Genomic DNA, 23130 nt, shown 5'->3' with positions numbered 1-23130 from the left:
CACTAGAGAGCAAGCTCTCTCGTTCGACTTGCATGTCTTAAGCACGCCGCCAGCGTTCACCCTGAGCCAGGATCAAACTCTCCATAAAATGGTTCAACACAGTCAGAAGACCGGTATTGATAGGTTTGTCCATGCCTTGCATGGTGTTGAACTCCGAAGAGTTCGTGGTCCCGGTGGGACCGTGGTCCGTGAGGACCAGTGTTCGACCCGGTGGCTAAGACCGGATCTGTTCAGCAATCTGGAGATCACTCGGGGGAGTGACCCGCTGCTCACCCCTGTCGGAGTGTCCTGCTCTCACACATCCTCGACTGTCATTCAACCCGCCGTTGACTTCGCCTCTCGGCGCTTTCGCTGGCCTGCCTCGCTCGGAGGCTCAGAAAAGATACAGGACACCCCGCCAACTGTCAAGCACCCCTCCTGAATGGAGCATTGAGGCAAGAGAAGGGCAGAATGCCGAGGGCAGGAAAATCGCCTCCAGAACGTCGTTTCAGTCAAGCTGCCGCCCTGCTCTGCCCACCACCTCTCCCCCGCCCCGGCGGCATGAGCGGCGCAGTGTGACGTGCTGAGCCGTGCGCGGCGCGGCCCCGCTCTACACTTCCCGTGATGCCCAAGTCCGCCGCCCACCTGGACGCCTTCCTGCGGGACGTGCTGGGCGGGGGGGCCGCCACGCTGCACGAGGAGGAGCCGGGCGAGCCGCAACTGGTGCAGGCCGCGTCTCTCGGCTGGTCGGACGCGGTGCGGCGCGGTTTCGGGTTCCCGCAGGTGTACAGCCACCAGGCGGAAACGTACCGGCGCATGCGGTCGGGCGAGCACGTGATCGTGACCACGCCCACCGCGAGCGGCAAGACCGGCGCGTTCTTCCCGGCGGTCTTCGAACGGCTGGAGCAGGACCCGGAGGCGACGGCACTGTTCCTGTACCCGCTCGTGGCGCTCGGGCAGGACCAGCGCGCGAAGCTCGGCGCGTTCCGGGACGCGGGCGGCTTCGACTGGGAGATCGGGGAATTTCACGGGAACGCGCAGGCGGGCGACGTGTTCCGGCCCGGCGTGCGCATGGTGACGGCCACGCCCGACAAGCTGCACTGGGCCCTGACGCAGCCGGGCGTGCAGCGCTTCCTGAGTCGCCTGTCGGTGGTGGTGCTGGACGAGGCGCACACGTACCGGGGCGGGTTCGGCAGCGAGGTGGCGGGCATGCTGCGCCGCCTGCTGGACCTGAGCGCCGCGCTGCTCGCCCGGGACGGACGGCCCGCCCCGCAGGTGCTGCTGAGCACCGCCACCATCGGCAACCCGGCGCAGTTCGCTCGGGAACTGGCGGGCGTGGACGTGCAGGAGGTCAGCGAGTCCGGCGCGGGACGGCACGGGAAACGCTACGTGCTGGCCGACCACGGCGGGCAGCCGCGCCGCTTCTGGGACGGCGTGATGCAGGCCAGCGTGCGCCGCGACCTGAAGGTCCTCGCGTTCTTCCGGGGGCGGTCGCGGGCCGCGCGGCTGTACGGCACGTACCGGGCGAGCGCGCAGTACGCCGGGCACGCGCACCTGTACATGTCCGGCACCAGCGACCGCGAGGGCCGCCTGAACGAGTTCCGGCGGGCGGGCAGCGGCGTGATGTTCGCCACGAACGCCCTGGAGGCCGGCGTGGACATCGGGGACCTGGAGGTCGTGATCCTGGACGGGTATCCCGGCACGCGCATGGCGTTCCGGCAGATGGCGGGCCGCGCGGGCCGCGTGTCGCCCGGCCTGGTGCTGTACCTGCCTGCCCTCGACGACCGGGGCCTGCCGCACCCGGTGGACGCCTTTTACAGCAACGCCGGGAACTTCCGGGAACTGCTGACCGGCCCGACCGAACGGGCCGTGGTGGAAGCCGCGAACCCCTTCCTGGCCCCACGGCACGCCGAACGCGCGGCCTTCGAACGGATGGTGGCAGGCCTGGAAGGGCCGGGGCACGCCTCGCCCCGCCACTGGAACCTGCGCGGCGAGGGCAGCGCCAAATACCACGTGGTGGAGGAAGACGCGTGGCAGAAGTACGGCGCAGCGAGCTTCCACGCGCCGCTGGAAAGCCCCGCGCAGCACTACGCGCTCACCGAGAAGCACGTGGACGCCATGTTCGAGCAGGAAGGACAGGGGTACCGCGTGACGCGCTGGGTGCCGCACCGGGACGGGACCGCGATCCTGGTCGAGAAGACGCAGGCGTCGGGCGTCACCACGCGCGGCCTGTACGGCGCGAGCATCCAGACGCAGCAGATGGGCGAGTGGCAGCACCGCGGACCGCTCGTGTTCCGGCACGGCGAGGTCACGGTACAGCGCCGCTACACCGGGTACACGCTGCTGAAGACGGTGTTCGAACGCGTGTGCACCGGCTGCGACCGCGAACCGACCCTGCACGAACGGCAGTGCCGCGCCTGCGGGGGCCGCATTCAGGACCGCATGCAGGACCACAAGCTGTCCGAGCACCTGTTCGACACGCCGACCGAACTGGAGCCGCTGCACACGCGCGCACTGGAGGTCGGCGTGGACGCGCGCGCCAGCAGCATGCCGGACGCCGTCGCGCACACCCTGAAGCACCTGCTGCAGAAACTCATCCCCGAACGCGTCGCCTGCGACGGGAACGACCTGGCGGGCGCGTTCCGGGACGGGAAACCCACGTACTTCTTCCTGTACGACGACTGGAAGGGCGGGCTGGGCGTCACGCGCCGCGCGTACGAGCAGATGGACGAACTGCTGCGCCGCGCGCTGGACCTGTGCCAGAAGACCTGCTGTCAGGACGGCTGTTACGCGTGCACGTCCGTGAGCCGCTGCGCGTCGCCCTTCTACCCGAGCGGCGAGCGGCGACCGACCAGCAAGGCTGCCACCCGCCAGTACCTGCAGGACCTGCTGGGCCTCACGCCCGCCCCAGGAGAAGACACGCCGGACGCGCCGCCCCCGCCGCCCGTCCCGGACAGCGACTGGCCGCTGCAGGCGCGCGAGTGGCTGGACCTGTACGGCCTGTCCCTGCCGGAAGTGAGCGCGCGGCTGGGCATCCCGAGCCGCGAGATCCAGCGGGCCGTGAGCAGCCTCGGACCGATGCGGCTGCACCACCCGAGCTTCGGGGAGGGGCACTGGGTGGGCGGCAGCGGCAGCGGCGACGCGCGCACCGCCCTGGTGTACTTCCGGGGCGCGGGCCAGAAGAAGCTGCTCGTGAAGGTCGCGGGCCTGCGCGTGCTGCAGGAGCGCACGCAGCCCACCTGACGCCGCCCGCACGGCCGGGCGCGGCGAGGCGGTCCCTCCCCCCTGCTATCATGCCCACAGGTCAGGCCGGGGGCAGCCAGCAGGTTGCGTACCCGGCCCACCGGGACCCGCCCCCACGGCCCTGCCGGGCAGGGGGCACGGTTCCCCAAATCGTTCCCCTCCGCCGGACCTGCCGTCGTCCAGCGTGGCCTGTCGCCGCGCCCGGACCGGGCGGGTCCGTGTGGAGGCGTGAGGAGGCCACGCCGCCGACATGGAAAGTACCCCCCGCATTCCCCCACACAACAACGACGCCGAGATCTCGGTGCTCGGCAGCGTCCTGCTCGACAACGACGCCCTGATCCAGCTGGGTGACAGCGTGGTGTCCGAGATGTTCTACCGCGAGGGCCACCGCAAGATCTTCAGCTGCATGCGCGGCCTGCAGGAACGCGGCGAGCCGGTCGACCTCGTCACGCTCAGCGACGAGCTGCGCCGCCTGAACCAGCTCGACGAGGTGGGCGGCCTGAGCTACCTGATCGGCCTGTCCGAACAGGTGCCGACCGCCGCGTACGCCGAGCACTACGCCCGGATCGTGCAGGAGAAGCACACGCTCCGCACCCTGATCCAGGCGTCGGGCCGCGTGATGCAGCTCGCGTACGAGGCGCAGCTGCCGCTCGAAGACCTGCTCGACCGCAGCGAGAAGCTCATCTTCGAGGTGGCCGAGCAGAAGAAGAGCAGCGAGGCCACCCAGGCGATGGGTGACGTGGTGCACGACACCTTCGAGTACATCACGCTGCTGCACAGCAACAAGGGCATCCCGGACGGCGTGGCGAGCGGCTTCCGCGACCTCGACGAGCAGATCTCCGGCCTGCAGAAGGGCAGCCTGAACGTCCTCGCGGCCCGCCCCAGCATGGGCAAGACGGCCTTCGCGCTGTCCATCGCGCAGAACGTCGCGCTGCGCGGCGAGAAGGTCGTCGCGGTGTTCAGCCTCGAAATGCCCGCCGTGCAGCTCGCGCTGCGCATGCTGTGCAGCGAGGGCCGCGTCGACATGAACCGCATCCGCAGCGGCCAGCTGGGCGAACGGGACTTCGAGCGCCTCGCGCACGCCGCGGGCCGCCTCGCCGAAGCGCCGATGGTGATCGACGACGAGCCAGACCTGACCGTGAACGCGCTGCGCAGCAAACTGCGGCGCATCTCCGCGCAGCACGGCCAGCTCGGCCTGGTGGTCATCGACTACCTGCAGCTGATGAGCGGCAGCAAGAGCGGCAGCGGCGGCAACGAGAACCGCCAGCAGGAGATCAGCCTGATCTCGCGCAGCCTCAAAGGCATCGCGCGCGAGATGGAGGTCCCGATCATCGTGCTGTCGCAGCTGTCCCGCGCGGTTGAGCAGCGGCCCAACCACCGGCCGATGCTGTCGGACCTGCGCGAGTCGGGCGCCATCGAGCAGGACGCGGACATCGTGATGTTCATCTACCGCGACGAGTACTACAACAAGGAGACGGACCAGCAGGGCATCGCGGAGATCATCATCGGCAAGCAGCGCAACGGTCCCGTCGGCACGGTGAAGTTGCAGTTCCACAGTTCACACGTCCGGTTCAACGATCTGGCCCCGGAAGGCGTATGAGCGGCATCAGCAGGGGGGGCGTATGAGCGAGGAACAGAAACAACCGCAGGCGGCGGGCGCCGGACGTCGCCGTCGCCGTCGCCGCAGCAGCACCCCACGCAGCCCGCAGCAGGCACCAGCGGCCCCGGTGCCCGCCGTGCCCGCTCCCGTGCCGAACGGGGGACAGAGTACCGGGCAGGCGGGACGGCGCGGGCGTCAGCCCGGCCCGAAACGCGCGCCGAAGAAGCCGCCGGCCGAGCCGCGCATCGGGGTGGGCTGCATCGTGCTGCGCGGCGACGAGATCCTGATGGTGCGCGAGAAGGGCCGCTGGAGCCTCCCGAAAGGCGGGCTGGACGCGGGCGAGCTCGTGCAGCAGGGCGCGATCCGCGAGACGTACGAGGAGACGGGCCTGCACGTCGAGGTGCGCGAACTGGCGTTCGTGGTGGAGTTCCAGGCGAAGACGTGGGGGCACCACATCCAGTTCTTCTACCTCGGGCGCGAGACGGGCGGCGTGATCGGCCCGCGCGACCCGGACCGGGAGGTGCAGGAGGCGAAGTTCATTCCGCTGCGGCAGCTGCGGGAGTTCCTGCGCTTCCGGCCCCGGCTGGTGGCGCTGGAGACGTGGCTGCGCGAGCGCAAGCCGAGGCATTTCGTGTTCGATCTGGACAAGGAGCCTGCCATGCTGCGCCAGCGGCGCCGGGTGGGCGAGAAGGACGGCGAGAAGGGCACGGAGCGGGAAACCGCCGTCGCCGAATAACGCGCCGAAGAACGTCCAGCCGAGGAGCACTCGGCCGGATCACGCGGGTCCGTTCGCTCCCACGGGGGCGGGTGGGCCCGTCTGCGCGGCGGGGGCGGGATGATGGGGCGGCTCACATGCCACCGCGCCTCCGATCTGCTAGTGTCAGAATATGACCCGCAAGATACGCAAGGGAGCGAGGGAGGCGCCGGAGCCGTACCCGGCCAGCGGACGCGGCCTGATGCACGTCTGCCCCGACTGCCACCGCCCCCTCGACCTGTACGACACCCGCGACGGCGACCAGGCCTACTGGTGCCACGCCTGCCAGAAAGGCCACCGCGCCGGCAGCCCCCCACTCGCCGCCCTGCAACCCCAGCAGGCCAGCTGAAGGGCAAGACCACCCACCCGGAGGGGCCACCTTCCCCGCCCCGCCGCAGCCGGTACAGTGACGCATGACCCTGCCGCTGCTCCTCCTGACGCCCCACAGCTCCGGCCAGCTGCCCGCACCCGTCCTGCACCAGATGATCGGCGACGACATCTTCGACACGCGCAGACGCGAGGCCGCGCAGCGCCGCATCTTCCTGGACGGCGACCCGTACACCGACCTGCTGTTCCTGCTGCCGGAAGCCAGGACCCTCAACGCCCCGTGGAGCCGTTTCGTGGTGGACCTCAACCGCGAACGCGGCGACGACAGCGACAACGGCGTCGTGAAACGCACCGGCTTCGACCGCACGCCCCTCTACCCGCACGGCACGCAGCCCGACACGGACACGCGCCTGCGCCGCTACTGGGACAGCTTCGACGCGCAGGTCCGCGCCGAACTGCCCGGCACGCGCCTGCTGCTCGTCGGGCACAGCATGAGCATGTACGGCCCGCCGCTCGGCCCGGACCACGGCCAGCCGCGCCCCGCCCTCACGCTGATGCTCGGCGAGGGCGAACACCCCACCTTCCCCGCCGCGCTGCACGGCCCGCTGCGCGACCTGGCCGAACGCAGCTTCGCGCCCGTCCTGCAGGACGCCGAGGTGACGCGCGTCGCCGTGGGCGACCCGTGGACCACCGACGACCTCAGCGCCCGCTACGGCCGCCCGGACCTGCCCGCCTTCGGGCTGGAGATCAACGCGGGCCTGTACCTCACCCCGCAGGGCGAACCGCGAGCGGAACGCATCCGGGATCTGAACGCCTGCCTGCGGACCTTCGCGGCGCAGACCCTCGATCTGCTGGACTGACGACCCACGGCAGAGCGCCCCGGCGGGCGGGAGTGTTCCCACCCACCGGGGCACTTCAAATTCGGGAGGGGTTTCCGGCGACCGGGACTGGCGGTTACAGGTTGGCGCGCAGCCAGATCAGGGTGCTGGCCCAGGCGTTCTCGGCGGCCACGCGGTTGTAATTGGCGCCCGTGTCGTTGTGGAAGGCGTGGTTCGCGCCGTCGTACACCTTGAACTCGTGCCGCACACCGGCCGCCGTGAGGGCCTGGTCCGTGGCGGGCGCGTTGCCGGTGATGCGGGCGTCCAGCCCGCCGTAGATGCCGAGCACGGCCGCCCTGATCTTCGGGATGTCCGTGAAGGACGGCGACGGGCCGTAGAAGGGCACGGCGGCCTTGAGGTCCGGCAGGAGGGTACTGAGCGTCCACGTCATCCCGCCGCCCCAGCAGAAGCCCACCATCCCGAAATGCTCCGCCTGCGCGCCCGGCTGCGCCTTCAGGAACTTCGCGGCCTCCACGCCGTGCGCGGCCGAGTCGGTCGGCGCGAGCTTCGCGATGATCGCGGAGATCTGCGCGATGTCGGTGTACTTGCGGCTGCCGCCGTCCCGACTGCCGGGATCGATCGACACGAAGTCCGGCGCGAGCGCGATGTACCCGGCCTTCGCCATGCGGCGCGCGACGTCCTCGATGTGCGGCTGCAGGCCCTTGTTCTCGTGGATGATCATCACGACGGGCGCGCTCGCGATGCCTTTCGGCCGCGCGAGGTACGCGTAGTTCGTGCGGCCGAGCGCCTCGTACGTGACGGGGCCCGCGTCGAGGGCCGTGTCGGCCGGATCGACGTGGTAACTGTTCGTCGCGGCCTCGTTCTGCGGCGCGGCCGTCTGCGCGGCGGCAAGTTCGGCGGCGCTGACGCCCGTGACGCCCAGCGTCGCGAGCAGCAGGCGCGCGCCCGGCACGGAGCCGCCCAGCAGCACGCTGCGGCGCAGGAACTCCCGGCGCGGCAGTTCACCCTGCTCGTAGTCCTCGGCGAACTCCTCGGCGACGTAACGGAAGAGATCCTGCTGGTATTCGCTCATGTGGCCCTCCCAGGCGTGGTGGTGTGCCCACAGCCTGCCGGACCGCCCCACAGCGCAGGTATAGGGCGCGTGAGAGGACAGTCAATGTGAAGACCGGGACCGTCTCACAGTGCGGCGCAGGCCACGAAGTGCCTCACCCCCACCGGGCCGCACACGCTCCTATTCTGTGCCCGCCCCGACCGTTAGACTGCAGGGCGTGAAGTTCAGGAATTTTTCCATCATCGCGCACGTCGACCACGGCAAGAGCACCCTTGCCGACCGCATCCTGGAAAGTCTGGGGGCGATGGGCGAACGTGACAAGCGCGACCAGACGCTCGACACGCTGGAACTCGAACGGGAACGCGGCATCACCATCAAGAGCACCCCGGTGCGCCTGAAGTACACGCGGCCCGAATCGGTCGGCGAGGGCGCAGGTGAGGAATACATCTTCAACCTGATCGACACGCCCGGCCACGTGGACTTCGGGTACGAGGTGAGCCGCTCCCTGGCCGCCTGCGAGGGCGTGCTGCTGCTCGTGGACGCCTCGCAGGGCGTCGAGGCGCAGACCATCGTGAACGCGTACCTCGCCATCGACTCGGGCCTGGAGATCATCCCGGTCGTGAACAAGATCGACCTGCCCGCCGCCGACCCGGAAGGGGCCGCGCAGGAGATGGAGGAAGTGGTCGGCATTCCCGCCGAGGACGCCATCTTCGCGTCCGGCAAGACCGGCGCGGGCATCCCCGAGATTCTCGAAGCGATCGTGCAGCGCATCCCCGCCCCGAGCGGCAGCGCCGACGCGCCCCTCAAGGCCCTGATCTTCGACAGCGTGTACGACGCGTACCAGGGCGTGCTGCTGTTCGTGCGCGTGCTGGAAGGCAAGGTCAGCCCCAAGGACCGCATCAACCTCTTCTCGAACGGCAAGAACTTCGAGGTGGACCGCCTCGGCACCTTCTCGCCCGGCCTGATCGTCGGCCAGAGCCTCGAGGCGGGCGAGGTCGGCTGGATCGCGGCCGGGATCCGCGACATTCAGGACGCGCAGGTGGGCGACACCATCACCCGCACGGACTTCCCGACCACCGAACCGTTCCCCGGCTTCAAACCCGCGCAGCCGGTCGTGTTCTCGGGCCTGTACCCCACCGACACCGAGGATTACCGCAAGCTGCGCGAGGCGCTCGAACGCCTGAAGCTGAACGACGCGGCCTTCAGTTTCGAGCCGGAAACGTCCGAAGCGCTCGGCTTCGGCTTCCGCTGCGGCTTCCTGGGCCTGCTGCACGCCGAGATCGTGCAGGAACGCCTGGAGCGCGAGTTCGACCTCGACCTGATCGCCACGGCGCCCGCCGTCATCTACCGCCTCACCATGACGGACGGCGAGATCATCGAGACGCAGAACCCCGCGCAGTTCCCCACCCGCGACCGCATGGAGAAGGTCGAGGAACCGTACATCAAGATGAGCGTCATGCTGCCCGAGGAGCACGTCGGGGCCGTGATGCAGCTGCTGCAGGAACGCCGGGGCAGCATGGTCACCATGAACTACGTCGGCAAGCGCGTGGAACTGATCTATCAGGTGCCGTTCGCGGAAATCCTGTACGACTTCCACGACCGCCTCAAGAGCATCTCGCGCGGGTACGCCAGCATGGACTACGAGATCATCGACTACCGCGAGGGCGACCTGCGCAAGGTCGACATCTACGTGAACAACGAGATCGTGGACGCGCTGGCCGTGGTGGTGCACGAGGACAAGGCGTACAGCCTGGGCCGCAAGATCGTGGACAAGATGTCGGAAGTCATCCCGCGTCAGATGTGGGCGGTGCCGGTGCAGGCCGCGATCGGCGGGAAGATCATCGCGCGCGCCACCGTCAAGGCGTACCGCAAGGACGTGCTCGCCAAGTGCTACGGCGGCGACATCAGCCGCAAGAAGAAACTGCTGAACAAGCAGAAGAAAGGCAAGGCGCGCATGAAGCAGATCGGCACGGTCGAAGTGCCGCAGGAAGCGTTCCTGGCGGTCCTCAGCACCGAGGACTGACGCCGGGCCGTCCGGCCTCCCCTCCCCCGCCCCGTTCCGGTCCTTCCGGCGCGGGGCGCGTCCATCGGGTGCGCGGCTGGCGTTCGTGGCGCGGCTGGTGTTTGTGGCACGGTTGGCCCGGCGTGCGGCGCGGCACCCTACACTGACCGCATGACCGCGCTGCCCTCCACCCGCGACGTGACCCTCACCTGCCCGCTCGACTGCCCGGACGCCTGCCGCCTGAAGATCACCCTGCAGCGCGCCGAGGACGGCACGGAACGCATGAGCAAAGTGACGGGCGACCCGGACCACGCCACCACCCGAGGCTTCGCGTGCGCGAAAACCGTGCACTATCCGGCCCGCCAGAACCACCCGGAACGGCCGCTGTACCCCCTCAAGCGCGTGGGCGGCAAGGGCGCGGACGGGACGCTGGTGCGCGTCAGCTGGGACACGGCACTGGACGAGATCGCCGAGCGCCTGAAAGGCGTCCTGGCGAACCACGGGCCGAGCGCGGTCCTGCGGTACAACTACGCCGGGACGATGGGCCTGCGCGAAGGGACGCACGTGCACAGCTTCTTCCGCGCGCTGGGTGCCTGCGAGCTGGACGAGACGATCTGCGCGACTGCCGGGACGGCCGCGTGGAGCCTCGGGTACGGCGCGCGGTACGGCGTGGACCCCGGCGACGTGCCGCACGCGCGGACGATCGTGCTGTGGGGCATCAACAGCCTCAGCACCAACAGTCACCTCACGCCGTGGCTGACGCAGGCCCGCCGGAACGGCGCGCGCATCTGGCACGTCGACCCGTACCGCAACCGCACCTCGCGCTTCGCGGACACGCACCTGAAACTGAAGCCCGGCACGGACGCCGCCCTCGCCCTGGGGCTCGCCCGCGAGATCGTGACGCACGGCTGGCACGACGAGACGTACATCGCGGAAGCGACCGAGGGCTTCGCCGAGTTCCGCGAGGCGGCCGAGCCCTACACGCTGGAACGCACGGCCGAACTGACCGGCCTGAGCGTGCACGAGATCGCCGAACTGGCCAGCGCGATGGGTGAGCACGGCCCCACGTACATCCGGGTGGGGTACGGCATGACGCGCCACGAGAACGGCGGGACGGCCCTGCGCGCCGTGACCCTGCTGCCCGCCGTGACGGGCGACTGGCGGCGGCGCGGCGGCGGCTGCACGCTCAGCACGTCCGGTGCCTTCGCCCTGAACCGAGAACGGCTCGGCGCGGCCCACCTCGTGACCCCGGACGCGCGGCACGTCAACATGAACGAACTCGCGGGCGCCCTCGCGCCGGACGCGGGCATCCACGCGCTGTTCGTGTACAACACCAACCCCGCCGTCGTCGCGCCCGACAGCGCCCGCGTGCAGGCCGGCATGCGGCGCGACGACCTGATGATGGTGGTGCTGGAGCAGGCCATGACCGAAACGGCCCGCCTCGCGGACTACGTGCTGCCCGCCACGACCTTCGTGGAGCACGCCGACGTGTACACCAGTTACGGGCACCACTCGCTCGGGTACAACCCCGCCACGCTGCCCGCGCCGGGTGAGGCGCGGCCGAACTCCTGGGTGTTCGCGGAACTCGGGCGGCGACTGGGCCTGCAGACGCCGGAACTGTACTGGAGCATGGACGACCTGCTCGCGGCCCTGCTGGACACGCCACACCCGTACCTGCAGGGCGTCACGCCGGACCGCCTGCGCGCCGAGGGCAGCGTACCCCTGAACCTCCCTGGCCTGCATGCGGAAGGCACGCAGGCGGGATTCCTGCCGTACCGGGACGGGGCGGGCACACCGTCCGGCCGCGTGATGTTCACGCCCGTCCCCGAACACCGCCCCGTGCAGGCCCAGCTCACGCCGCAGTACCCGCTGCGGCTCCTCACGCCGCCCGCGCACCACTTCATGAACAGCACGTACGGCAACGTCCCCCACCTCACGCGCGCCGAGGGGAACGAACCGCACGTCATGGTGCACCCGCACGACGCGCGGGCGGCAGGCGTGCAGGACGCGCAGCTCGCACGCATCCGCAGCGAACAGGGCGAGGTGCAGCGCCGCGTGCGCGTCACGGAAGACGTCCAGCCGGGCGTGGTGGTGGTGGAAGGCACGTGGTGGGGCCTGTCCGCCCCGGACGGCACGAGCATCAACGCCCTCACCGCCCAGACGCTCACCGACCTGGGCGGCGGCAGCACCTTCCACAACACCCGCGTCCGGCTGAGTCCCGCGTAAAGGAACGCACATTCTCATTGATGCAACCTTCACGTGACGCTAAACTCTGGCGTGTTCCCCGACAACCATGGCCCCACCACCCGCCGCTCCCGACCCCTGCCGCTGCTGATCGCCGCTGCCGTGGCCGCCAGCGCCATCGGTGGCGCCCTCTGGTGGAAAGGACAGACGCCGGCCACCCCCGAATTCCAGTACCTGCACGGCCAGCTCACGGCGCCCCCCCCCGCCACGGGTGAAGAGACCGCCTTCGAGATCACCGGCCCCAGCGGCACCCAGCGCTTCACGATGGCGCAGCTGCGCGCCATGCCCGCCGTACGCTACACCGCCACCCAGCCGCAGCTGAAGCGCACCTTCGAGTACACCGGCGTGCCCCTGCGCGACCTCGCGGACCGCGCCGGACTGAACGGCCAGGACCTGAGGATAATCGCGGACGACGACTTCGCCTCCACGGTACCGAAAGGCATGTACATGCCGTACCCGACGATGCTGGCATACGAGGAGGACGGGCACGAGATCAGCACGGCGCACAAGGGGCCACTGATGGTGGTACTGCCGAACGGTGACCATCCTGAACTCAAACAGATTTACGCGCAATGGGTCTGGTTTTCGAGGTCCATGAAAACCGCGCCATGAGCGGTCGAGCCGCCGGACCCGGAACGCGTCTTCGGGCCGGAGAGGTCGTACGTGAATCGGTTTCAAAGTGGCGGAATCCGCCAGACCCGCTGATTGCCTTCATCCCTCTCGTGCTGACTGTCCTGCTGCTCATGAGTGGGTTTACGCCGATCCTGCGTGTGCTGACCGACCCGAACGTCTCATGGACGGGTTTCTCGTACCAGGGCCTCATCAACAAGATCGTGGCGTACACGCTCGCCGATCTGGACTCCGCAACGCCGCCCGCCAAACTGCAGCGCCTGGGGGATCAGGCCCTCTCCAGCCTGGAGAACGCAGCAGAGTTCCCGGACCTGCGGGAAGTGGAGGCGGAAGGAGACGCGCGCCTGGCGACCGTCCTCCGACTGTTTCGGCAGGCGCTGAATGCGGCGGACGCCAGCAGGCGGCATCAGTTCCTCCGCGCGACACTCAACGAGGCGGCGTACCTGAACACGCAGTCGCACGACTGGATTCACGTCATTCAGGCAGCGCACGCCGCTCAACTCGTCCGGCTGAGGGCTGTGCTGCTCTTTGCGGCCCTGCTGAGCGGGGTGCTGAGTGCGGTGCTGATTTTGCGGGCGTTGCGGTTGTGGCGGCAGCAGAAGTCGGCGTTCGACGGGCAGCAGGAGCTGCTGTCGCTCGCGTCGCACGAGTTGCGGCGGCCGTTGCAGGCGCTGCTGATCGCGGCGGATCTGCTGCCGGAGGCGTCGGCGGAGGAGCGCCTGAGGTTGCTGCGGGTGGTGGAGGAGAACGCGCTGCAGGTGGCGAGTCGGGCGGACCTGCAGCGGCTGGACGCGATGTACTCGAAGGTGGAGCTGGAGTGGGAGGCGGTGTGCGTGGGGGCGCTGCTGTTGTCGTTCGCGGGGCCGAGGACGCACGTGGAGGTGCCGGCGGAGGAGGTGCAGGTGAGCGCGGACCCGCGCCGGTTGCGGCAGGTGATCGAGAACCTGCACGAGAACGCGCTGCGGTACTCGTCCGGGCCGGTCACGTTGCGGTGCGTGCCGGGTGACGGGTGGGTGGAGGTGCAGGTGCAGGACGAGGGGGAGGGGATCGATCCGGGGGAGGTGGAGCGGCTGTTCCGTCCGCGTGAGCGGGGGCGTGGGCAGGGTCGTCCGGGTGAGGGTCTGGGGTTGACGGTCGCGCGGCGGCTGGCGGACGCGCACGGGGCGCAGCTGGAGCTGCTGGGCGCGCCGGGCGGGGGGACGCTGGCGGTGCTGCGGCTGCAGCGCTGATCCGGGGGCCGTGCGGGCGGTCTGGCAGGATCCTCTGGCCGAAGTCTGGTTCAGGGGGTGGGGCGGGTGCGGTCGCGGGGTGGGGCGCAGCTGCCGCGCACGACGAGGCGGGCGGGGAACAGCTGCCGGACGGGCTGGGTGGCGTGTCCGGCGAGCGCGTCGAGGACGGTGCGGGCAGCGGCGCGGGCCATGTCCTCGACCGGCTGTTCGAGCACGTCGATGGGCGGGTCCACGAGGCCCGTCCAGGAGTAGTTGTCGAAGCTGAGGAGCGACACGTCGTGCGGGACGCGCAGCCCGAGTTCGCGCAGGGCGCGGTACACGCCGGCGGCGCTGGAGCCGGTGAGGGCGAAGAGCGCGGTGGGCGGTTCGGGGAGGCGCATGACGTCGAGGGTGTAACGGTAGGCGTTGTCCTCGGTGAGGAACATGACGCGCTGGTACTCGGGGCGGACGGTGAGGCCCGCTTCCTGCATGGCGTGCGGGAAGGTCTGGGAGCGCTGTTCGGGGTGCAGGAGGGGGTCGTACTGGCCGGTGATGGCGATGCGGGTATGGCCGAGTCCGGCGAGGTAGCGGACGCCCTCGCGGGTGGCGGCGGCGTTGTCGAGCTGGACGCTGCTGTAGGGACTGCCGGGCGGGGCGTAGTCGATCTGGAGGATGGTGACGCCGCGCGAGTGGAGGCGTTCGAGGTACTCGCGGCTGTGGTCGCCGTAGCCGGGCCTGAGGATGAGCGCTTCGATGCGCTGGCCGTACAGGAGTCTGAGTTCTTCGAGTTCGGTTTCGGACTGGTACTCGTTCTCGCTGATGAGGAGGTTGTAGCCGCCGCGGCGGAGTTCCCTTGCGAGGGTACGGGCGAGCTGCGCGAAGAAGGGTTCGAGGATCGAGCCGATGACGAGGCCGACGGTGCGGCTCTGGCCGCCGCGGAGGGCGCCGGCGCGCAGGTCGGGTTCGTAGTGCAGGGACTGGATGGCGTCCTGGACGCGGCGGAGCGTGTCCGGGTGGAGTTTGTCCGGTTCCTTGAGGGCGCGTTTGGCGGTGGTGGCGGAGACGCCTGCCAGTCGGGCCACATCGGTGATGCTCGTCACGGGTGGCAGTGTAGCGCGCTGCGGGGTGGGGTTCCGGGGGTGGGGTCTGCCCTGCCTGGCGTGTGATACACCTTCCGTTCAATTCCCGGACCGTCGGGACTGCACCGCCTGTCCGTCCATCTCCCGGAACGCGTGGGGTTCCTTCTCGTTCCACTCGGATTGAACCCGCACACACCGCGGGATTCAATCGGAAGCTGTGGGAGGGACTAGACACGGGAGGGCTGGTGTGGTTCACTAATGGACACGTGTCCATTACCTAATGCAGAGCACCAACAGTGCTGTGCTGCTCACCTGCTGCGCTGTCAGCAGGGTGCGCGTTCCCGTGCCGCCGCCCCCCGACCCGCCGATTCGCGCCGCCACGCGGCCCCTTCGTCCCAGGAGGACCCATGAAACGATTCGCCCTGCTCACCGCCGCCCTCGGTCTCGCCCAGGTCGCCCAACTCGGCAACGCCCAGGCGGCCACCATCACCATCGCGACCGTCAACAACCCCGACATGGTCACCATGCAGAAACTCACCCCGGAGTTCAACAAGAAGTACCCGGACATCACCGTCAAATGGGTGACGCTGCCCGAAAACGAACTGCGGCAGAAGGTCACGCTGGACGTCGCGAGCGGCGCGGGCAGCTTCGACGTGGCGACCGTCGGCGCGTACGAAGTGCCGATCTGGGCCAAGAACGGCTGGCTCGACCCCCTCACCCCGATGTTCTCCAAGAACGCCGCCATCGCCAGCAGCTACAAGGTGAACGACATCCTGCCCGGCGTCCGCAACGCCCTGACGGTCGGCGGGAACCTGTACGCCGTGCCGTTCTATGCCGAGAGCAGCATGACGTACTACAACAAGGACCTCTTCAAGAAGGCGGGCCTCACCATGCCCGCCAACCCCACCTGGACGCAGATTCAGGGCTTCGCCGCCAAGATCCACGACCCGTCCGGCGGTGTGTACGGCATCTGCCTGCGCGGCCTGCCCGGCTGGGGTGAGAACATGGCGCTCTTCAGCACCATGGTCAACACCTTCGGCGGCCGCTGGTACGACCCGTCCTGGCAGGCGCAGCTGAACAGCCCCGCCTGGAAGTCCGCCATGAACTTCTACGTCGACACCCTCAAGAAGTACGGCCCCCCCGGCGCGACCAGCAACGGCTTCACCGAGAACCTGACGCTCATGAGCCAGGGCAAGTGCGGCATGTGGGTGGACGCCACCGTCGCCGCAGGCCTGCTCAGCGACCCCGCCAGCAGCAAGATCGTGAACAGCGTCGGCTTCGCGAACGCCCCGGTCGGTCCCGGCACGCCGCGCGGCAGCAACTGGTACTGGAGCTGGAACCTCGCCATTCCCAAGAGCACCAAGCAGGAGGACGCCGCCTTCAAGTTCATCACGTGGGCGACCAGCCAGGAGTACATCGCCCTGGTCGCCAAGACCAAGGGCACGTGGGCCAGCGTGCCCCCCGGCACCCGCACCAGCACGTACAGCAACCCCAGCTACAAGAAGGCCGCCGGCGCCTTCAGCAGCCTGGTGCTGAGCAGCATCAACAAGGCCGACGTCACCAAGGCCACCAAGGACCCCGTGCCGTACACCGGCATCCAGTACGTCGCCATTCCCGAATTCCAGGCGCTCGGCACGCAGGTCGGGCAGTACCTGGCGGGCGCGCTGAGCGGACAGACGACCGTCGATCAGGCGCTCACGCAGGCGCAGGCCGCCGCGCAGAAGGTCGCCAAGGACGGCAAGTACCAGAAGTGACCCAGGCGTGCGGGCGTCCGGGCAGGCCCTGCCGCGCCCGCACGTCCCGCTGAACTGAAGGTCCGTCCGCACTCCCCCCCGTCCGTCCGCGTTCGCCCGCCGTCAGCTCACCCGCTCTGAGCGTCCGCTCACGGCCGGCAGCTGACGGCGTTCCGTTCCCGCCCGGCCAGTTCCCCCGGCCCCACCGAAGGAGACTCCATGACCGCTCAAGCCCAGACGATGACTGCCAGCAGTCCGCCCCGCCAGGGCGGATTCCGGGTCACGCCGGCGGCCCTGATCTGGCCCGCCCTGCTGTACCTGATCCTGACGACGCAGGTGCCGTTCTTCGTGACCGTGTACTACAGCTTCCTGAACTACAACCTCACCATTCCGGGCGACCATCCCTTCGTGGGCCTCGACAACTACGTCGGGCTGCTCAGCGACCCGCAGAACTTCCGGGTGATCCTGAACACCCTGACGCTGACGCTCGGCACGCTCGTCATCACGCTGGTGCTGGGCGGCGCGCTCGCCATGCTGCTCAACCGGCCGTTCTTCGGGCGGGCACTCGTGCGGACGGTGCTCATCAGTTCCTTCCTGGTGATGCCGGTCGTGACGGCCGTCGTGTGGAAGAACATGCTGCTCAACCCGGTGTTCGGGTTCCTCAGCTGGCTCGTCACGCAGCTGGGCGGCGTGCCGGTCGACTGGCTGGCGCAGCACCCGATGGGGAGCATCATCGCGATGGTCAGCTGGGAGTGGACGCCCTTCGCGATGCTGATCCTGCTGACGGGCCTGCAGAGCCTGCCGGACGACCAGATCGAGGCGGCGCGGCTGGACGGCGCGAACCCCTGGCAGGAGTTCCGGCACATCGTGCTGCCGCACTGGACGCAGGCACTGGAAGTGGTCGTGCTGCTCGAAACCATCAGTGTGCTGCAGGTGTACGGCGAGATCTACGCCAGCACGTCCGGCGGGCCGGGCGTGGCCACCACGAACCTGCCGTACTTCATCTACCAGAAGGCGTTCGCGGAGTACAACATCGGCGTGGCGAGCGCGGCGGGCGTGATCGCGGTGGTGCTCACGAACGTCCTCGCGGTCTTCATGCTGCGCCTCATCAGCCGCAACGTCAGCACCGGAGGTCACGCATGACGGCTCTCCCCTCCCCCACCTCCTCGTCCGGCACGCCGGGCCGCGCGGGCCGCAGGCTGCAGGGCGGTCTGCTGACCGTCCTGACGTACCTGCTCGCGTTCGTGTTCTTCTTCCCGATCCTGTGGATGCTGCTCGCGGCCTTCAAGACGGAGGCGCAGGCCTTCGCGACGCCGCCGGTGTTCACGTTCACGCCCATCCTGGACAACTTCCGGACGGCGCTCGTCACGTACTTCCCGGCGCTGGCGCACTCGCTGGTCGCGGCGCTCGGCAGCACGCTGCTCGCGTTCGTGCTGGGCCTGCCTGCCGCGTTCGCGCTGGCCGTGTACCCCACACGGCGGTCGCGGAGCGTGCTGACGTGGATGCTCAGCACGAAGTTCATGCCTGCGGTGGGCGTGATCGTGCCGCTGTTCCTGATCTTCCGGAACCTGCACCTGCTCGACACCCTGCCGGGCCTGGTGATCATGTACACCACCATGAACCTGCCGCTGGTGGTGTGGATGATGCACAGCTACATGACCGAGATTCCCTTCGCGATCTACGAGGCCGCGAAGGTGGACGGCGCGACGGTCGCGCAGGAGTTCTTCGGGATCGCGTTGCCGCTCAGCCTGCCGGGCATCAGTGCCACGGCGCTCCTGGCGATCATCTTCGCGTGGAACGAGGTGTTCTTCGCGCTGAACCTCACGTCCGCGAACGCCGCGCCGCTCAGCGTGTTCATCGGGTCATTCAAGACCTCCGAGGGGCTGTTCTGGGCGCAGATGAGCGCGGCGGCCGTGCTGACGGTCTTCCCGGTCATGCTGTTCGGGTGGGTGGCGCAGCGTCAGCTGGTGCGCGGCCTGAGCTTCGGGGCAGTCAAATGACGGCCCCGGCGCGCACCATGCGGGCCGCCGTCATCACCGCGCCCCGGCAGGTGGAATTGCGGGAGCTGCCGGAACCGCACGCCGGGCCGGGCGAGGTGCGCATCCGGGTGCACGCGACGGGCGTGTGCGGCACGGACCTGCACCTGCTGGACGGGCATTTCGGCGCGCGGTTCCCGCTGACGGCCGGGCACGAGATCAGCGGCTTCGTGGACGAGGTCGGTCCCGGCGTGCTGAACCTGCGCGAGGGGGACCTCGTGGCGCTCGACCCGAACCTGTGGTGCGGGCAGTGCCACTACTGCCAGCGCGGGCAGTTCCAGCACTGCGAGCACCACACGGCGCTCGGCGTGAACCTGCCGGGCGGCTTCGCGGAGTACGTGGTGGCGCCTGCCGTGAGCGTGTACCCGGCCTCCGGGCTCACGCCGGACCAGGCGGCGTTCGCGGAACCGCTCGGCTGCGTCGCGTGGGGCATGCGGCGCCTGCGGCCCGAGATCGGCGCGAGCGCCGTGGTGTTCGGGGCGGGCGCGATCGGGCTGCTGCTCATGCAGGGCCTCCTCGCGAGCGGCTGCGCGGGCGTCACGGTGGTGGACCCGGTCGAGGACCGCCTGCGGCTCGCGCGGGAACTCGGCGCGTCCCGCACCTTCACGCCGCACGCGGACCTGCGCAGCGAACTGCTGGACGCGAACCCCCACGGCTTCGACGTGACGGCCGAAGCGACCGGCGTGCCCGCCGTGGTTCAGGGCCTGCCCGCCCTGACGGCCGTGGGCGGGCAGGTGCTGGTGTTCGGCGTGGCTCCGGAGGACGCGCACGTGCAGCTGCGCCCCTACGACCTGTTCCAGCGGGACCTGACGGTCCTCGGGTCCTTCGCGCTGAACGCGACCGTGCCGCTCGCCCTCGACTGGCTGCGCGCGGGCCGCGTGCGCGTCGAGCCGCTCATCACGCACCGCCTGCCGCTCTCGGGCGTGCCGGACGCGCTCGACATGAAAGCCAACCCCGGCTTCCAGGGCGCGCAGAAGGTCCTGATCGTGCCGGGTCTGTGAGGCAGGCACGGCCCGCTGCACGCCCCCATCCGCATTCACCCCGGAGGGGCCGGACGCGCCGTCCGGCGGCCCTCCCGAAGGAGACGCAAGCATGACCATTCTTGACCTGTTCCGGCTGGACGGACAGACGGCCCTCGTGACGGGCGCCGCGCAGGGCATCGGGTACGAGATCGCGCGCGGGCTGCGCGAGGCGGGCGCGAACGTCGTCATCGCGGACATGAACCCCGAGGTGGGCGAGACGGCGGCCAGCGCGCTCGGCGGGCGGTTCGAGCGGCTGAACGTCACGGACCCCGGCGCGGTCCGTGACCTGGCCGCGCGCCTGGACGGCGTCAGCATCCTCGTGAACAATGCCGGGATCGTGCGCAACACGCCCGCCGAGGACACGCCCGACGAGGACTGGCGCGCCGTGACGGGCGTGAACCTCGACGGGGTGTTCTGGTGCTGCCGCGAGTTCGGTCGGAAGATGCTGGACGCCGGGACGGGCAGCATCGTCAGCACGGCCAGCATGAGCGGCCTGATCAGCAACCACCCGCAGCCGCAGGCGGCGTACAACGCCAGCAAGGCCGCCGTGATCCACCTGACGCGCAGCCTCGCGGGCGAGTGGGCGGGGCGGGGCGTGCGCGTGAACGCCGTCGCGCCCGGCTACACGGCCACGCCCCTCACCAAGCGCGGCCTGGAGACGCCCGAGTGGCGCGAGACGTGGCTGAAGGAAACCCCGATGGGTCGCCTGGCGGAACCGGCGGAGATCGCGCCCGCCGTGGTGTACCTCGCGTCGCGCGCCGCGAGTTTCGTGACGGGCCACACGCTGGTGGTGGACGGCGGGTACACGGCATGGTGAGCAGCCGCACGGCCGTACTGGACCGCGTGCGCGAGATGCACTGGGAGGAGCGTGCCGTGCCGGACCCCGGCCCGCTGGAGGTGCGGGTGCGGGTGCGGCGGGTGGGCGTGTGCGGCAGCGACGTGCACTACTACACGCACGGCCGGATCGGGAAGTTCGTGGTGGAGGCCCCGCTCGTGCTGGGGCACGAGGTGAGCGGCGTGGTGGACGCCGTCGGGGCGGGCGTGACGCGCGTGGCCCCCGGCGACCGCGTGGCGCTGGAGCCGGGCGTGCCGTGCCGCCGCTGCCTGTACTGCCGTTCCGGGCAGTACAACCTCTGCCCGGACATGCACTTCATGGCGACGCCGCCGGTGGACGGCGCGCTCAGCGAGTACGTGGTGTGGCCCGAAGACTACGTGTTCCCGGTACCAGGCAGCGTGTCGGACGACGCGGCCGCGCTGCTCGAACCGCTCGCGGTGGGCGTGTGGGCCGTGCGGCGCGGCGAGGTGAAGCCGGGCGACACGGTCGCCGTGATCGGCGCCGGGCCGATCGGATGCACCACCATCCAGGCGGCGCGCGCGGCGGGCGCCACCACCATCGTCGCCATCGACCTGGAGGACTTCCGGCTGGACGTGGCGCGCCGCGTGGGCGCCACGCACACCCTGAACGCGGGCAGGGTGGACGCCGTGCAGGAACTGCGGCGAATCACGGCCGCCCTGACGGGCCTGCCGCTCTCACACGCGGGCGTGGACGTGGCCTTCGAGACGGCGGGCAGCGTTCCCACCTGCCGCATGAGCCTGGAAGCGCCCCATCCGGGTGGCGTGACGGTCCTGGTGGGCCTGCCGCCCGTCCCGGAGGTGAGCGTGGACCTCGTGAGCGCCGCGAGCCGCGAGACGGACATCCGGGGCCTGTTCCGCTACGCGAACTGCTACCCGGCCGCCATCGCGCTCGTCGCGTCGGGCGCGGTGGACCTCGACGCGCTCGTCACGCACCGGTACGCCTTCGCGGACGCGCAGGCCGCGCTGGACTTCGCGGACAGCGGCAAGCGCAGCAGCATGAAGGTCATGATCGATGTCGGGTGACGCCCTGCTGCTCGGCCTGGACGTCGGCACGGCCAGCAGCAAGGGCGTCCTGACCACCCTGACGGGCGAGGTGGTCCGCACGCACGTCGTCCCGCACGGCGTCAGCAACCCGCACCCCGGCCAGTACGAGCAGGACGCGGACACGGTGTGGTGGGCGGACGTGGTGACGCTCTGCAGGGAACTGCTGCAGGGCGCGGCCGAACGCGTGGCGGGCGTCGCCGTGAGCGCCATCGGCCCGTGCCTGCTGCCGCTGGACGCGGATGGCCGCCCCCTGCGGCCCGGCATCCTGTACGGCCTGGATACGCGCGCCACCCGGCAGATCACGGCCCTGGAACGCGAGATTCCGCCCGAGGACCTGCTCGCGTTCAGCGGCATGACGCTCAGCAGTCAGGCGGTCGGCCCGAAAATCCGCTGGCTGCGCGAGCAGGAACCGGACGTGTGGGCACGCACCCGCACCCTCACCACCGCCAGCAGTTACCTCGTGTACCGCCTGACGGGACAGCACGTCATGAACCGCCACGAGGCGAGCCACTACATGCCGCTGTACGATCCCGCCACCGGCGACTGGGACGCGCGCTACGAGGCGCACGTCGGCCCCGTCCGGCTGCTGCCCCGCACCGCGTGGAGTGACGAACGGGCCGGGCACGTCACGCCGGAAGCGGCCGCCCTGACCGGCCTGAAGCCCGGCACGCCCGTCGGTGCGGGCGCCGTCGACGCGCTCAGCGAGGCCGTCAGCGTGAACGTCGCCCGGCCCGGCGACCTGATGATCATGTACGGCAGCACCACCTTCTTCATCCTCGTGCAGGACGCGCCCACGCCCGCCCGGACGCTCTGGACGGTGGGCGGCGCGTTCGCCGGGCAGGTGAACCTCGCGGGCGGCATGAGCACCACCGGCAGCCTCACGCAGTGGTTCCGCGACACGCTCACGGACGGACAGACGTACGACACGCTGTTCACGCAGGCCAGAGACGTGCCGCCCGGCGCGCGCGGCCTGCTGATGCTGCCGTACCTGAGCGGTGAACGCACCCCCATCTACGACCCGCAGGCGCGCGGCGTGATCGCGGGCCTCACGCTGTCGCACACGCGGCCCGACCTGTTCCGCGCCGCGCTCGAAGGGGTGGGGTTCGGCGTGCGGCACGTGCTGGACACCTTCGCGCAGCTCGGCGCGGACGTGCGGCGCGTCGTCGCGGTCGGCGGCGGCGCGCAGAGCGACACGTGGCTGCAGATCGTGACGGACATCAGCGGCGTGCCGCAACAGGTGCCCGCCACCACCATCGGCGCGAGCTACGGCAACGCCTTCCTCGCCGGACGCGTGGCGGGCCTCCTGACGCCCGCAGACCTGCAGGACTGGGTGAAGTCCGGCCGGACCGTCACCCCGGACGCACAGCACCGCCCGCTGTACGACGAGCTGTACCGCGACTACCTGCAGCTGTACACCGCCACGCGGGACACCGTCCATCGGCTCGCCGCCCGCCAGCACTGATCCCCGGCACAGGCGTGCGCCC

Annotated in this window: 18 protein-coding genes and 1 rRNA gene; 16 read left to right on the top strand and 3 right to left on the bottom strand. The window is 70.0% G+C overall.

Annotated features, from left to right (window positions below; genetic code table 11):
- Positions 1-88 (bottom strand): 16S ribosomal RNA (locus IEY33_RS17625); the annotation flags it as partial.
- Between the two features lie 515 nt (positions 89-603).
- Here IEY33_RS17625 and IEY33_RS17620 point away from each other — a divergent pair.
- The 5 genes from IEY33_RS17620 (at position 604) to IEY33_RS17600 (ending at position 6763) form a co-directional block, all read left to right on the top strand.
- Positions 604-3222: a DEAD/DEAH box helicase gene (locus tag IEY33_RS17620; protein WP_188964609.1), complete on the top strand. Its 2619-nt coding sequence runs from the start codon at positions 604-606 to the stop codon at positions 3220-3222.
- Between the two features lie 250 nt (positions 3223-3472).
- Positions 3473-4822 carry a replicative DNA helicase gene (dnaB, locus tag IEY33_RS17615; protein ID WP_188964608.1) on the top strand — a complete coding sequence of 450 codons (1350 nt, stop codon included), beginning with the start codon at positions 3473-3475 and terminating at the stop codon, positions 4820-4822.
- Positions 4823-4844: 22 nt separating this feature from the next.
- Positions 4845-5558, top strand: coding sequence for an NUDIX hydrolase (locus IEY33_RS17610; protein WP_188964607.1), 714 nt, complete (start codon positions 4845-4847; stop codon positions 5556-5558).
- A gap of 151 nt (positions 5559-5709) precedes the next feature.
- On the top strand, positions 5710-5925 hold the full coding sequence (locus tag IEY33_RS17605) for a hypothetical protein (RefSeq protein WP_188964606.1): 216 nt from the start codon (positions 5710-5712) through the stop codon (positions 5923-5925).
- Positions 5926-5989: 64 nt separating this feature from the next.
- Positions 5990-6763, top strand: a complete 774-nt coding sequence (locus IEY33_RS17600; RefSeq protein ID WP_188964605.1) for an N-formylglutamate amidohydrolase — start codon at positions 5990-5992, stop codon at positions 6761-6763.
- Positions 6764-6857: 94 nt separating this feature from the next.
- Here IEY33_RS17600 and IEY33_RS17595 read toward each other — a convergent pair whose 3' ends face one another.
- On the bottom strand, positions 6858-7814 hold the full coding sequence (locus IEY33_RS17595; RefSeq protein ID WP_188964604.1) for a dienelactone hydrolase family protein: 957 nt from the start codon (positions 7812-7814) through the stop codon (positions 6858-6860).
- A 196-nt stretch (positions 7815-8010) separates the two neighbouring features.
- Between IEY33_RS17595 and lepA the strand changes: the two genes are divergently transcribed.
- From lepA to IEY33_RS17575, 4 genes are all read left to right on the top strand, one after another.
- Positions 8011-9816: a translation elongation factor 4 gene (gene lepA / locus IEY33_RS17590; RefSeq protein WP_188964603.1), complete on the top strand. Its 1806-nt coding sequence runs from the start codon at positions 8011-8013 to the stop codon at positions 9814-9816.
- 150 nt (positions 9817-9966) lie between these two features.
- A complete protein-coding gene (locus tag IEY33_RS17585; protein ID WP_188964602.1) occupies positions 9967-12021 on the top strand; it encodes a molybdopterin oxidoreductase family protein in 2055 nt (684 codons plus the stop codon).
- 33 nt (positions 12022-12054) lie between these two features.
- The gene (locus IEY33_RS17580) at positions 12055-12651 is read left to right on the top strand and encodes a putative pterin-binding protein (protein WP_188964601.1); all 597 of its coding nucleotides are present in this window, start codon (positions 12055-12057) and stop codon (positions 12649-12651) included.
- A gap of 131 nt (positions 12652-12782) precedes the next feature.
- Positions 12783-13898 carry a sensor histidine kinase gene (locus tag IEY33_RS17575; RefSeq protein ID WP_188964600.1) on the top strand — a complete coding sequence of 372 codons (1116 nt, stop codon included), beginning with the start codon at positions 12783-12785 and terminating at the stop codon, positions 13896-13898.
- 50 nt (positions 13899-13948) lie between these two features.
- Here IEY33_RS17575 and IEY33_RS17570 read toward each other — a convergent pair whose 3' ends face one another.
- The gene (locus IEY33_RS17570; protein ID WP_188964599.1) at positions 13949-14977 is read right to left on the bottom strand and encodes a LacI family DNA-binding transcriptional regulator; all 1029 of its coding nucleotides are present in this window, start codon (positions 14975-14977) and stop codon (positions 13949-13951) included.
- A gap of 386 nt (positions 14978-15363) precedes the next feature.
- On the opposite strand from IEY33_RS17570, the gene IEY33_RS17565 reads away from it, so the two are divergent.
- From IEY33_RS17565 to IEY33_RS17535, 7 genes are all read left to right on the top strand, one after another.
- Entirely contained in the window at positions 15364-16710 is a 1347-nt protein-coding gene (locus tag IEY33_RS17565) for an ABC transporter substrate-binding protein (RefSeq protein WP_188964598.1), read from the top strand.
- A gap of 198 nt (positions 16711-16908) precedes the next feature.
- A complete protein-coding gene (locus IEY33_RS17560; RefSeq protein WP_188964597.1) occupies positions 16909-17832 on the top strand; it encodes a carbohydrate ABC transporter permease in 924 nt (307 codons plus the stop codon).
- Positions 17829-18689: a carbohydrate ABC transporter permease gene (locus IEY33_RS17555; RefSeq protein ID WP_188964596.1), complete on the top strand. Its 861-nt coding sequence runs from the start codon at positions 17829-17831 to the stop codon at positions 18687-18689. Before IEY33_RS17560 ends, IEY33_RS17555 begins: the two co-directional genes overlap by 4 nt.
- Positions 18686-19726 (top strand): zinc-dependent alcohol dehydrogenase family protein, encoded by a 1041-nt coding sequence (locus IEY33_RS17550; protein ID WP_229671129.1) that lies wholly within the window; start codon positions 18686-18688, stop codon positions 19724-19726. Before IEY33_RS17555 ends, IEY33_RS17550 begins: the two co-directional genes overlap by 4 nt.
- Positions 19727-19817: 91 nt before the next feature.
- Positions 19818-20564, top strand: coding sequence for an SDR family NAD(P)-dependent oxidoreductase (locus tag IEY33_RS17545; protein ID WP_188964595.1), 747 nt, complete (start codon positions 19818-19820; stop codon positions 20562-20564).
- Complete coding sequence (locus IEY33_RS17540) at positions 20558-21625, top strand: NAD(P)-dependent alcohol dehydrogenase (RefSeq protein WP_188964594.1); 1068 nt, start codon at positions 20558-20560, stop codon at positions 21623-21625. Before IEY33_RS17545 ends, IEY33_RS17540 begins: the two co-directional genes overlap by 7 nt.
- Entirely contained in the window at positions 21615-23108 is a 1494-nt protein-coding gene (locus IEY33_RS17535) for an FGGY-family carbohydrate kinase (protein ID WP_188964593.1), read from the top strand. The genes IEY33_RS17540 and IEY33_RS17535 overlap by 11 nt, the downstream gene beginning before the upstream one ends.
- The last annotated feature ends 22 nt before the right edge of the window (positions 23109-23130 follow it).

The organism is Deinococcus aquiradiocola (assembly GCF_014646915.1).
GTDB lineage: Bacteria > Deinococcota > Deinococci > Deinococcales > Deinococcaceae > Deinococcus > Deinococcus aquiradiocola.
This window is presented reverse-complemented; position numbering and strand designations above follow the sequence as displayed.